The 12,963-nt window shown below is 66.3% G+C and carries 10 protein-coding genes; 8 read left to right on the forward strand and 2 right to left on the reverse strand.

Features of this window, described 5'->3' with window-relative positions:
- Positions 1-20 precede the first annotated feature (20 nt).
- Complete coding sequence (locus tag ACPUER_RS06225; protein WP_425130674.1) at positions 21-1,142, forward strand: Fic family protein; 1,122 nt, start codon at positions 21-23, stop codon at positions 1,140-1,142.
- Between the two features lie 296 nt (positions 1,143-1,438).
- The gene (locus ACPUER_RS06230) at positions 1,439-2,509 is read left to right on the forward strand and encodes a lysozyme inhibitor LprI family protein (protein WP_425130630.1); all 1,071 of its coding nucleotides are present in this window, start codon (positions 1,439-1,441) and stop codon (positions 2,507-2,509) included.
- Between the two features lie 34 nt (positions 2,510-2,543).
- Here the strand turns inward: ACPUER_RS06230 and ACPUER_RS06235 are convergent, their stop codons facing one another.
- On the reverse strand, positions 2,544-3,629 hold the full coding sequence (locus tag ACPUER_RS06235) for a LacI family DNA-binding transcriptional regulator (RefSeq protein ID WP_425130631.1): 1,086 nt from the start codon (positions 3,627-3,629) through the stop codon (positions 2,544-2,546).
- Between the two features lie 241 nt (positions 3,630-3,870).
- On the opposite strand from ACPUER_RS06235, the gene rbsK reads away from it, so the two are divergent.
- From rbsK to ACPUER_RS06255, 4 genes are all read left to right on the forward strand, one after another.
- Positions 3,871-4,797 (forward strand): ribokinase, encoded by a 927-nt coding sequence (gene rbsK / locus ACPUER_RS06240; RefSeq protein WP_425130632.1) that lies wholly within the window; start codon positions 3,871-3,873, stop codon positions 4,795-4,797.
- Between the two features lie 60 nt (positions 4,798-4,857).
- A complete protein-coding gene (locus ACPUER_RS06245; RefSeq protein WP_425130633.1) occupies positions 4,858-6,177 on the forward strand; it encodes an MFS transporter in 1,320 nt (439 codons plus the stop codon).
- Between the two features lie 43 nt (positions 6,178-6,220).
- Complete coding sequence (locus ACPUER_RS06250) at positions 6,221-7,168, forward strand: dihydrodipicolinate synthase family protein (RefSeq protein ID WP_204420979.1); 948 nt, start codon at positions 6,221-6,223, stop codon at positions 7,166-7,168.
- Positions 7,169-7,642: 474 nt separating this feature from the next.
- Positions 7,643-8,290: a hypothetical protein gene (locus ACPUER_RS06255; RefSeq protein WP_175963917.1), complete on the forward strand. Its 648-nt coding sequence runs from the start codon at positions 7,643-7,645 to the stop codon at positions 8,288-8,290.
- Between the two features lie 68 nt (positions 8,291-8,358).
- Here the strand turns inward: ACPUER_RS06255 and fliD are convergent, their stop codons facing one another.
- Positions 8,359-9,870 carry a flagellar filament capping protein FliD gene (fliD, locus tag ACPUER_RS06260; RefSeq protein ID WP_425130634.1) on the reverse strand — a complete coding sequence of 504 codons (1,512 nt, stop codon included), beginning with the start codon at positions 9,868-9,870 and terminating at the stop codon, positions 8,359-8,361.
- 1,078 nt (positions 9,871-10,948) lie between these two features.
- Here fliD and ACPUER_RS06265 point away from each other — a divergent pair.
- Both ACPUER_RS06265 and ACPUER_RS06270 read left to right on the forward strand, forming a co-directional pair.
- Positions 10,949-11,362, forward strand: coding sequence for a DoxX family protein (locus ACPUER_RS06265; RefSeq protein ID WP_425130635.1), 414 nt, complete (start codon positions 10,949-10,951; stop codon positions 11,360-11,362).
- A gap of 251 nt (positions 11,363-11,613) precedes the next feature.
- Entirely contained in the window at positions 11,614-12,579 is a 966-nt protein-coding gene (locus tag ACPUER_RS06270; protein WP_425130636.1) for a dTDP-4-dehydrorhamnose reductase family protein, read from the forward strand.
- Positions 12,580-12,963: the final 384 nt, after the last annotated feature.

The raw sequence follows: 12,963 nt of genomic DNA on the forward strand, positions 1-12,963 counted from the left end.
GGTGGGATAATCTCCGCATCATGAGCGGAGATTACACCTTCATCTGGGAGGCGGCCGACTGGCCCGCGTGGCGCTTCGACCTCCCGGCACTTGCCACCTCACTCGCCGACGTCAGCCGTGCGCAAGGCATGCTGGCCGGGCGGCTGGCGGATATCGGCCTGGCGCTGCGCGATGAGGCCAGCCTGGTCGCGCTGACGGAGGACGTCGTCAAGACCAGCGCCATCGAGGGCGAAAACCTGAGCGTCGCATCGGTCCGATCGTCGATTGCACGCCGGCTCGGGGTCGATATCGGCGCACTGGCGCCGGTCGATCGCCACGTCGAGGGCGTGGTCGACATGGTGCTGGATGCGACGACCCATTCGGCGACGCCGGTCACCGAAAGCCGTCTGTTCGGATGGCATGCAGCCCTTTTCCCGACCGGCTATTCCGGGATGTCGCGGATCGCGGTCGGCGCATGGCGTACGGATGCGAGCGGGCCGATGCAGGTCGTGTCCGGGCCGATCGGTCGACAGCGCGTGCATTTCGAAGCACCGCCCGCCGCGCGTCTTGCGAACGAGGTCGGGCGCTTTCTCGCGTGGCTCAATGCCGCGCCGGTCGAGCCTTTACTGATCCGGGCCGGCCTGGCCCATCTGTGGTTCGTCACGCTTCACCCGTTCGACGACGGCAACGGCCGTATCGCGCGAGCGCTCGGGGATCTGGTCCTGGCGCGCGCCGATCGGAGTCCGCAGCGCTTCTATAGCCTGTCGGCGCAAATCCAGCGCGAGCGTAACGCGTATTACGACGTGCTGGAGCGTACGCAGCGCGGTTCGCTCGACGTCACCGAATGGCTCGCGTGGTTTTTGAATGCGCTCGGCAGGGCCGTCGATCACGCTCACACGACGCTCGACGCGGTCCTGGTCAAGGCGCGCTTCTGGCAGCGATGTGCGGGCTTCGTGATGAACGAGCGTCAGGTCAAGGTCATGAATCGCTTGCTCGACGGCTTCGAAGGGAAGCTGACGACCACCAAGTGGGCGGCTCTCGCAAAGTGTTCGCAAGACACGGCGCTGCGCGACATCACGGAACTCGTCGAGCACGGTGTGCTGCTTCGCTCGTCGTCCGGCGGGCGGAGTACGAGTTACGAGCTGGTTCCGTTCGACGGCTGACGGCTGCTCGCACCGTAACCGGCTTCGACGTTGGATGTCGCGCAGGCGCCGCCTACCGCACCCGCGCACGAACGCGATGGCGTTGGGGTTCATCGGGATCATCGATGCTGTCGTGCAATGCAGCGTGGCCGCCGGAACGGTTGCGCCGACATCGAACGTCGATTGATCGGCGTCGCGCATTCGGGTTACGCTGCGGCGGGCGACGGCATGCGTCGCATGCCGGGCCGGGCGTTTTACCTTGAATGTCGCGTGCAGGTAGCTTCTACAGGCGCGCGACCCAGCGACGAGCCAAGCCGATGACCATCCAGAACCTATCGAACGCGCGCAGGCAAGCCGCGATTCCCGCATGTGATACGCGGCACATGCGCGTGCGATCCATCGCGGCGGCCGCGCTGCTGACGCTGTTGCCGATCGCCGCGCATGCGGCCGGATTCGACTGCGCGAAGGCCGCGTCGCCGACCGAGAAGACGATCTGCGCGGACGCCGCGCTGTCGAAGCTCGACGGCGACCTTGCAGCGGCATGGAAGAAGGCGCTCGCGAAAGGCGGGGATACGGCCGCGCTGAAGGCCGCGCAGTTGAAGTGGCTCAAGCAGCGCGACCAGTGCGGCACCGAGGCGCCGTGCCTCGGCGACCGCTATCGCGAACGGCTCGCGAGCCTGAACGGTACGCCGCTTGCGGCCGACCGCTGGCAGCAGACGTGGTACCTGACGCGCGACAACCCGTCGTCCGGTGGCGTGCTGACGTTCACCGGCACCGCACCTCGGCTGCATTTCGAACTGGGCGCCAACAACGGCGCGAATACCGGCGGGCTCGACGGCGACATCGTGCTGCACGGCGACAGCGGCACCTACCGCAAGGACACATGCCGGCTCGATTTCGACCGGAAGGGTGGGCGCATCCGCGTCACGCAACAGGGTGGGGATTTCGATTGCGGCGCCGGCGCGGGCGTCGTCTACGCGGGCGACTACGTGACCGCGTCGCAGTTCCAGGCCAAACCGCAGGCCGACCTGCTGAGCCTCAAGGTCGTGACCGACGCGACGCAGAACGCGGCCGCGCACAAGCTGCTTGGCGCCGACTACCCGACGCTCGTCGACCTGGTCAATGACAGCGCCGACGAAAAGGATCTCGACGGGCTGAATGCGCGCGTGAAGTCGTATTGGGTGCGCGGTATCGCGACGACGAACGCGGCGATCGTGATGAGCCGCGGTACCGATCTGTGGATCGGGCTGCTCGTGTTCGATGCGCAGAACAAGGTCCGGATGCGTTATTACTCGAACGCGCAGGCGTGGAAGAAAACCGTGCCGAAGACCATCCAGGCGTGGCACGACAATCTCGACAGGACGCTGCCGATCGACGTGATGCAGTGAGCGCGCGGGGCGGCCGGAGCCGCTCGACGCGTCTTCATTCTTTGCGCGATGCGCGAGCCCGCGCCGGCGGCGCGGCCGATTCCCGTATGCGCAACTCCGGCATGACGGCTCGACCGGGTCCCGTTGCGCCGTTCTCGAGCGCGTCGAGCAACGCATGCGCGGCCTGCCGCCCGATCGCATCGGTGTCGACCCACATCGTCGTCAGCGGCGGCCGGATCTCGCGCGCGAGCGCGATGTCGTCGAACCCGGTGATCGACAATTGCGCGGGCACGTCGATGCCGAGCGCCTGCGCCTCGAGCAACGCGCCGAGCGCAAGCGCGTCGTTGCCGCAGATCACGGCCGTCGGCCGCGTCGCCGCGTCGCTGTCGGCGATCGTGCGCAGGCTCGCCCGCCCGAACGCGATCGTGGCCGCGCCTTCGTGCTGATGCACGGGGCGCACCGCGAGCCCGTGCGCGGCAAGCGTGTCGTGAATGCCGCCCAGGCGAGCCTGCACACGGTCGTTGTCGGCCGACGGCTGCATGATGATCGCGAAATCGCGGTGCCCGAGGTCGAGCAGGTGCGTGGTGAGCCGCGCGAACGCCGCGCGGTTGTCGAAGCCGATGCAGCAGTGCGGGCTGTCGTCGCGATAGGCGTACGTGACGACGTACGGCACGCCGTGCATCGAAAGCAGTTCGAACAATTCCGGCGGATACGCTTCGCCGACCAGCGATACGGCTTCGACGCCGCGCGACAGCATCGCGCGCACCTGCGCCAGCGCCTGCGCGGGATCGTAGTTCGAGCAGCCGAGAAACAGCGTGATGCCGTGCTCGGCCATGACCGTCTGCATGCCCGCGACCTGCGACGCGAACACCTGGTCGTCGAGCGTCGGAATGATCGCGCCGGTGATGTGGGTGCGCGTGGACGCGAGCGCACGGCCGGCCGCATTCGGAATCCAGTTCAGTGCGCGCGCCGCGTCGCGCACGCGCTGCTGCACGTCGGCCGACACCTTGCCGGGATCGTTGTACACGCGCGAGACGGTCGCGGTCGACACGCCGGCCAGCTTCGCGACATCGCCGAGCACCGAGCGGCCGCTGCCGCGGCGCGCACGGGACGCGCCGCCGCGGGACGGGGGCGTGCTCATCGGCCGTCTCCCTGCGTGGCGGTGTTGCCGACGCCGCGCGCTGTCAAAAGCGTCATTGTTTACCCTCGATTCATGGTGGTCCCGCTTGCATCCCGATTCGATCCTGTGAGAATGTAAGCGCTATCTTGATGGTGCTCCGTATTATGTCAGACACATATTCCATCCGCATCGCGAAATTTTCATCGACGACGGCCTTCCCGGCCGTTTTGTCCACCTCAAATGTAAGCGGTTACATCGAGAAATGAACAGCGCCCGTTCACCGTATATCGCTGTCGTCGGCAGCGTGAACATCGACCTCGTCACGCGTGCGCCGCGCCTGCCGGTGCCGGGCGAGACGCTGCTCGGCACTGAATTCCAGACCGTTCACGGCGGCAAGGGGGCGAACCAGGCGGTTGCGGCCGCGCGTCTGGGGGCGTCGGTCGCGATGATCGGCTGCGTCGGCGACGACGCGTTCGGCGCGCGCCTGCACGGCGCGCTGGCGGCGGAACGGATCGACGTGACGCACCTGCATCGCATCGGCGGCACGTCGACCGGCGTTGCCGCGATCACGGTCGACGACGGCGGCGCGAACAGCATCGTCGTCGTGCCCGGCGCGAATGCGTGCCTCGGCGCCGGCCGGATCGACGCGGCGCGCGAAACGATCGCCGGGGCGGCGCTGCTGGTATGCCAGCTCGAAGTGCCGATCGCGACCGTGGCGCGCGCGATTGCCTGCGCGAGCGCGCACCACACGCCGGTGCTGCTCAATCCCGCGCCTGCGCAGCCGCTGTTCGACGCGTTGCTGGCGCGAGTCGACTACCTCGTCGTCAACGAAACCGAAGCCGAGTCGCTGACCGGCATCGCCGTCGGCGACGATGCGTCGGCCGTGCGCGCCGCCGATGCGCTGTGCGCGAAGGGCGTCGGCAACGTGCTGGTCACGCTCGGCGCGCGCGGCGTGTGCTGGCGCGGCAGCGCAGGGAACGGCCGCCATCGTGCGATGTCGGTGACGGCCGTCGATACGACCGCGGCCGGCGACACGTTCGTCGGCGGGTTCGCGGCCGCCCGCGCAGGCGGCGCGTCGATGGACGACGCGATCGGCTTCGGTCAGCGTGCGGCCGCGATCAGCGTCACGCGCTACGGCGCGCAGACCTCGATCCCGACGCGCGAGGAAGTGACACGTATGGATACCTGAATTCCGCAAGCGACGGAATGGCCGGAACCGGCCGATACCCGAGACATGGAGACAAACGTAATGAGCGAACACCAGACTGTTCCGCACGCGCCGCCGCGTATCCGGCGCGGGCAACGCATCGCGCTCGCGCTGTTGATGGCGAGCGGGATCGTCAATTATCTCGATCGCGGCACGCTGGCTGTCGCGAGCTCGGCGATCCGGGGCGATCTCGGCTTGTCGCTCGCGCAGATGGGGCTGCTGCTGTCGGCGTTCTCGTGGAGCTATGCGCTGTGCCAGTTTCCGGTCGGCGGGCTCGTCGACCGTATCGGTCCGCGCCGGCTGCTCGGCATCGGGCTGATCGTCTGGTCGTTCGCGCAGGCGGCCGGCGGCATCGTGTCCACCTTCGGCTGGTTCATCGTCGCGCGCATCGTGCTCGGCATCGGCGAGGCGCCGCAGTTCCCGTCGGCCGAGCGGGTCGTGAGCAACTGGTTTCCGCTGCGTGCGCGCGGCACGCCGACCGGGATCTTCAACGCCGCGTCGCCGCTCGGCACCGCGCTCGCGCCGTTGCTGCTGTCGATCCTCGTCGCAGCGTTCGACTGGCGCTGGGCGTTCATTGCGACGGGCGCAGCGGGTCTTGTCGTCGCCGTCGTCTGGTTTGCGCTGTACCGCGATCCGGTGCGCGCGCAACTGACGGTGGACGAGCGCAGCTATCTCGATGCCGATGCGCAGAGCGTCGTCGCGGCGCCGAAACTGACTTTCGGCGAATGGCGCAGCCTGTTCTCGCACGGCACGACCTGGGGGATGCTGATCGGTTTTTTCGGTTCCGTGTACCTGAACTGGGTCTACCTGACCTGGCTGCCCGGGTACCTGACGATGGAGCGGCACATGAGCCTGATCCGCACCGGGTTTGCCGCGTCGGTGCCGTTCCTGTGCGGGTTCGTCGGCTCGCTGGTCGCCGGCTGGCTGTCGGACGTGGTCACGCGTCGCAGCCGTTCGCCGGTCGTGAGCCGGCGCAATGCGGTGGTGGTCGCGATGCTCGGGATGGTCGCGTTCACGATCCCGGCCGCGCTCGTGCAGAGCAACGCGGTCGCGCTCGCATGCATTTCGGTCGTGATCTTTCTCGCCAACGCGGCGTCGGCCTCTTCGTGGGCGCTCGCGACGGCGGCCGCGCCGCCGAGCCGTGTCGCGTCACTCGGCGCGATCCAGAATTTCGGCGGTTTCATCGGCGGCGCGCTTGCGCCGATCCTGACGGGCATCATTGCGCAGAAGTGGTCGTTCGTGCCTGCGCTGCTGACCGCCGCGGCGATCGCGTTCGCCGGTGCGATGGCTTACCTGCTGCTGGTGCGCAAGCCGATTCCCGAGCAGGCGGCGAATGCCGCGCACGGACCATTGCCGGCCTGAGCACGCAGCTTGTACACGCATTCACTGAAGGAAGGAGAAACAGATGCAACACCAGCAGCAAGCGAACGTGACCATCGAGGGGATCGTACCGGTGATGCTGACGCCGTTCGACGATGCCGGCGCGATCGACTACGCGGGGCTCGAGCGGCTCATCGAATGGTATCTGGCGCACGGCGCGGATGCGTTGTTCGCGGTCGCGCAATCGAGCGAGATGCAGTTCCTGAGTCTTGCCGAACGTGCGGAACTGGCGCGCTTCGTGGTCGAGCGGGTGGCCGGGCGCGTGCCCGTCGTCGCATCGGGGCACGTCAGCGACGATCTCGACGCGCAGGTCGCCGAACTGTGCGCGGCGGCCGAATCGGGTGCGCAGGGCGTCGTGCTCGTGACCAACCGGCTCGATCCGCAGCGCAAGGGCAGCGCCGCGCTGCTCGACCATCTTCACAGGCTGCTCGCGCGACTGCCGTCGGATCTGCCGCTCGGCCTGTATGAGTGTCCGGCGCCTTACCGGCGGCTTCTTTCGGATGACGAACTGCGCGCGTGCATCGACACGGGCCGGTTCGTGATGCTCAAGGACGTGAGCTGCGACCTCGAGACGGTGAAGCGGCGGGTCGCGCTCGCCGCGGGATCGCCGCTGAAGATCCTGAACGCGAACGCCGCGATTGCGTGGGACGCGATGAAGGCGGGGTCCGCGGGCTTCAACGGCGTGTTCACCAACTTCCATCCGGATCTCTACCGATGGTTGCGCACACAAGGAGACGCGAACCCGGCGCTGGCCGACGAACTGTCGACGTTCCTGGTCGTGTCGGCGGTGTCGGAAGCGCTGGGCTACCCGGCGCTGGCGAAGATCTACCATCAGCGGATCGGCACCTTCGGGTCGATCAAATGCCGCGCGATCGATTACGACGTGCGCGAACGATTCTGGGCGCTCGATGCGGTGCTCGACAAGATCGTGGCCGGTACCGAGCATTTTCGCCGGCGGATCGCCGCGCAATAGCGGATGCGGCGCGCCGTGTGGTGCTGACGGCGTGCCTGTAACGTCCCGGATGGTATAAGCCCGGCGCCGTGTTCGTGCCGGGTGCGCAACGCAACGGAAACCATCGGGATTCCCGATTACATGGGTGGCGGCAATGCCGCCTGCCGCGACCACACCACCACGGTAGTCGGCCGGGACGGGCACGATGCCCGTTGTCACGAACGGCGGTGCACCGCAGACACGCCGTCCGGCCTTCATCCACCGCATCACAAAATCGAACCGCCCGCGCTCCGCGAGCGCGGCGCCGACGCGCGTCCCACTACTGCGCTGCGTACTGCTTCGGTGGCGTCCGGTGACCTGTCCGGCACGCTCCGTCACCGCACGACAAAAGCATACAAATCTGCTCAATCCGTCTATCGGTTCTTGTAATGGTTCGTAATATTATGCCTCGGAGCGTTTTTTACCGATGAACCGTTGAATCCGTATTCGCCTCCGATGCAACCAGTGACGACGACTAGCCAGCCACCGATCCTGGCGGCGCCGGTAGATGCCAGGCTGCACGCCGTGATCGACGAGGTCGTCCATCGGAGCGTGTCGGAAGCGACGACGCGTGGCGGCTACATGCGGTGCGCCGACTACGCGATCGTCGGCGCGCAGGTGCTGACGCTGCTGACCGGCAAGGCTTACCGGCCGTTCGCGGGCGGCGAAGTGATGGATTTCGGCGACGGCAACCTGTACGCGCTGTGCACGACGCGCGAGCGGCGCCGCACCGCGCGGCATCTGTCGCACCTCGCGCGGTATCACTGCTGGATCGAGGCGCGCCACGACGATGTCGGCGGCCGCGTGCGCAAGGAGATCGTCGACTTCACGCTGCGCCACGACGAGACCGTCGCGAACAATCTGGGGATGCCGTTCGCCCGCGCGTACCAGGCGTATTTCTGGGGCTGGGAGGACGAGCACGCGGTGCCGGCGGCGTTGCACGATCATCCCGTATTCGCGAAGCAGGGCCCGGTCTGGCGCTGGGCCGAGCGCGAATGCACGACGTTGCTGCGCGCATACGAGCGCGAACGGCCAGGCTATTTCGGGCGTCAGGTGTCGCGTGCGATCGATTTGTTCGCCGACCGCGTCGAGGGGCTCGGCTGACGGCTCGACCCGCTCGAACCATTGATTGCGCGGGAACCGCTGAAGCGGTCACCGCGGGGTCCGGCCGTTCATCTTTTCGCCAGCGTGCCGTTGCTGTTTGCGCCGCCGAACAACCGCGTCAGGTACTGCGAGTTCGAGTTCATCCTGGCCATCAGCGTGTTGAGTGCCGTGAACTGCGCTTGATACTGCTTGGTCAATTGCGCAGCGTAGTCGGACAGATCGGACTGCTGCTGCGTGATGCGCTTCAGATCGGCGTTCAGTGCGGTCGTGCGCACGTCGATCATTCCGTTCTTCTTCGTAAATTGCGTGATCTGCTCGGTCAGGCGCGTGCCGATCCCGTTCGTCGGGTTGAACAGGCGCGCGACCACCGTCGGGTTGGCGGACAGCGTGTCGCCGAGCTTCGCGCTGTCGACGCTCAGCGTGCCGTCCCGCTCGAGCTTGATGCCGATCGACAGCAGGTTCGCGTGCCCGCTGCCCTTCTCGGTGCCGCCGCTGTCGACGCCGCGCGCGACGCTCGATGCGAGCGCGTTGCGGATCGTGTTCAGTGTCGAATCGCCGATCAGCGCGCCTTGTGCGTTCGCGCCTTCCGTGTAGCTCGTCAGCGCGCCCATCGTCTTGACGACCGTGTTGTACAGGCTCACGAAATTCGTGATCGTCGCCGCCTGCGATTTCGTGTCGGTGCTGACCGTCAGCGTCTGCGTATCGGTCGCGCTGACCGCGGCCGCCGACAGGTTCAGCGTGATGCCCGTCAGCACACCCGACACCGCGTTGCTCGCGCTGGTCGACGCGATCCCGTTGATCGTGAACTTCGCATCCTGTGCAACCGCGCTTTGCCGCCACGCGGCCGCGCTGTTCGCCGATTCGATCTTCGACGCGCCGCCGGCCGTGTCGGCCGTCGACGTGACGCCGAGGCTCGACAGCCCGTTGTCGTTGGCCACGTTGCCGACCGCGACGCTGATCGCGTTCGCCGCGCCCGTCTTCGACGATGCGAGCACGAGGTGCGCGCCGTCGGTGCCGTTGATGACCGTCGCGCTGATCCCCGGGTTGTTCGACGCCGCGTTGATCGCGGCCGCGATGCCCGACAGCGTGTTGTTCGTGCTGCCGACCTCGACCTTGAACGACTGGCTGCCGAGCGACAGCGTCAGCGTGCCGGTGCCGAGTGCCCTGGTCCCGTTGAAACCGGCCGACGACAGCGCCTGCGCGGTCGCGATCTGCGTGACGCCGATCGTGTAGGTGCCGGCGACCGCGCCCGCACCCGCCGTCGCGGTCAGGCCCTTGCCGCTCGCGATGGCGTTGAACGTCGACTGCAGCCCGCCGTTCGTCAGCGATGTGAGGCCCGCCTGGAGCGCGCCCAGCGCCGACGACAGTGCGCCGAATGCGGAAATCCGCGTGCTGCCGGTCGCTTGCGACGCGGCAAGCGTCGCGGCACGGCCGGCCGTCTTCGCGTTCACCAGCGTCTTGACCAGCGTGCCGACGTCCATCGACGGATTGCCGGTCGAGCCGTTGATGATCGATTGCGCCGCCTGTTGCATCAGGCTGTTTGCGTTCGCGCTGTTATTCACGGGCGTGTTCGTTGGCATGGGTGGGCTCCGGTTGAAAGGCGATCCTGCGACGAACGGCTGTCGAGTCCGCTCGCAGTGATCCGGGCGGCCTCGTCGCGATTCGCCTGCATGCTGCCTCCCGCGCGACGCATGCCGGGGTTCACCGGAGGCGTCGGGGAAACGTAAGAACGAATCGGTGCGCCATCGTATATTTAAACCGGTATTAATTGGTCATTTTTTGTAATGTTTGTTGAGGAAATTGTAGATGGTGGGTGGGCAGATGGATGCGAGATGGTGGCTTGCGATTTTTTATCGTAAGCGCATGATTTAAATTGTACTTATTGGGGGATTTTTGCTGGAGTTCAAAACTTGCTGAAAGCGTGAATGTTTGATGAGGAATTTTTCGTTCATGCCGCTAAACGTCGGGCGGAGCGGCTGCGTGGAGCAGGCGCCATGCTTGGTCAGTATCGAGCCGCAAACCTTGTCAGGTAGGCGATATCACGCTACGTGAGATGTCGGGCCACGCGTACGTGAAACGTTTTCGGTTACCAATTTGTATTCCCGGTCCGTGTGTCTTTGATCTAAAAAAGATCACTAACTGACTGTAAAGACGATCGAATTGCTACGCCGAATCAATGGCGAATGAGGCATGCGTAGAACGTGTCGCAAAATAACTGTCGAGACGAGTTGTTGTGACCGGCATGTGTCAATTGGCGCAAACAATATCAATTGAATAAGGCGGCCAGGAAGAAGGGGAACAGTTTTCCTGATCTGGAAACACGAGAACGGAGCGATTTGCGCGGGGCCGAGAGTCGTTTGCGCTGCCCCGTCATCCGCTGTGTAGCGGCCTTGTTGCGTCCGATTGTCTACTTAATTGAGACAGCGAATCGCTTTATGGAGGATTGATGATTCCTGGTGAGACAGTAGACTGCACTCGTGCTTCGCCAGAACCGATCCGGAGCGCGCCAGGAACGGCGCAACCGGACGGATTCTTCGGCGGCGGGCCGTCCGGTCCGCTGTCCGATTGCGCGAGGAGTGGTCCGTTGCCGACCTGGCGTGCCGATTCGGCGCGCATCGGCGCCGGATGCATCGAACCGTCAATTCAAGGGTGATTGCTATGCGTTACGTTTCGCTGGAGTCGAAGAAGGACGAGCTGCTGCTGGCGGCTCGCGTGCTGCTGATGATCCTGTTCATGCTGTTCGGCTGGCAGAAGCTGAACGGCTTCTCGGGCACGGTCGCATACATGGCGTCGACGGGGAACCCGGCGCCGGAGCTGGCGGCCGTGATCGCGGTGGCGGTCGAACTGGCCGGCGGCCTGCTGATCGCGATCGGCTTCTATACGCGTCCGCTCGCGCTGGTGTTCGCCGCCTATACGCTCGCGACCGCGCTGATCGGCCATCGCTACTGGGCGCTGCAGGGCATGGACCAGTACATGGCGATGATCAACTTCTACAAGAACGTCAGCATCATCGGCGGGTTGCTGTTGCTCGCGCTGACCGGGCCGGGGCGGTATTCGCTCGACCGGAAGTAAAGCGGCGCGAAGTTTCAGTGCAGTGTGGCAGGCCCGGTGCGCGCAAGTGTGCCGGGCTTTGTCTTTTGGGTGGCGGGCGAATCGCCGGTGGCTCCGGAGATTGCGTGCGCCGGGTGGCGATTCCGCATGGTACGGTTCGAGGGTCGTTGGTCGTTGATCGGTTGCGCACCTTTTCCGCTATCCTCCGGACGACCGCAGCTCGAACGCCGAACGCGACCTCGCGCCTCCCTACGTCACCCGAATCGCCGCCCATGCCAAGCCCAACTTCGTCGACCGAACTCCCGACCATCCTCGTCATCGGCGCCTCCGGCCTGCTCGGCCGCGCGGTTGCCGCGTCGCTGGCCCGCGAATCGTCGCTGACGCTGCTCGCGACCATCCGGAACCCGCAAAGCGCAGGCGCAAAACTTCTCGCGCTGCCCCCGGAAAACATCGCCCGACTCGACGCGCTCGACCAGCCGGCCCTCGAACACCTGTTCGAAACCCGCAAACCGGCCGCCGTCATCCTCTGCGCAGCCGAACGCCGCCCCGACGTCTGCGAACGCGACCCGGCCGCCGCGCGCGCCATCAACGTCACAGCGCCGGCCCGCATCGGCGCGCTCGCCGCGCGATATGGCGCATGGACGCTGGGCATCTCCACCGACTACGTATTCGACGGCAAGGCGGCCCCGTACCGTGAAGACGCCACGCCGAACCCGCTGAACATCTACGGCCGCACGAAGCTGGAAGGCGAAGCTGCGCTCCTCGCCGCATCGCCGCTGTCGTGCGTGCTGCGCCTGCCGTTGCTTTACGGCCCGGTCGCCGACTGGAGCGAATCGGCCGTCACGAGCCTCGTCCCCGCGATCGTCGCTTCCGCGCGCCCGGGTGCCGACGCGGTCGGCATGGATGCATGGGCGATCCGCTATCCGACCTACACGCCGGACGTCGCGCAAGTCATCCGCGACCTGACGCTGCGTCATCTCGCGGGCGCGTCCATCACGGGTATCCGTCATTGGTCGGGCGAGGAGCCGATGACGAAGTACGACATCGCGCAGCGGATCGCGGCAGCGCTAGGCATCGACGCATCGCTCGCGCCGATCGAGCAGCCGACCGATGCGACGCCGCGCCCGTACGACTGCCATCTGGACGCGTCGCGCGTGCGCGAACTCGGGATCGATTACGCGACGCCGTTCGATATCGCGTTGCGCACGGTGCTGCGCGATGCGCCGCAGGTGCCGTAGGATCGGGCGCCATCCGAGGCCTGCGGCGCACGCCCGACGCTGGCCTGCCGATTCGCTGCAGGGCGAATCGCAAACACCGCGCAGCACCTCACCGCGCATCCAGGCGCCAAGCCATGCAACTGAAATGGCTCGAAGACTTCGTCGGATTCGCGCGCGCAGCGGCGGCGCGGGTCTGCCCGCCGGGTTTGACATCCCGCCTTCCCGGCCTTTAAAGTCCCGACGCGGGGCGGTGGGTCAAGCACACGCCCGGAACAGGCAGCCGATGTTCCAGGACTACGGGGCTACCCCGTGGATCAGATCGACACCCCGATGCGTCGCAAGGGGATCCGTTGCGCGTCGCGCAACGCAGCCCCTCGCAGTACCGGTCACGTTGACTCATCGTCC

The organism is Burkholderia sp. DN3021 (assembly GCF_049805555.1).
GTDB lineage: Bacteria > Pseudomonadota > Gammaproteobacteria > Burkholderiales > Burkholderiaceae > Burkholderia > Burkholderia pyrrocinia_C.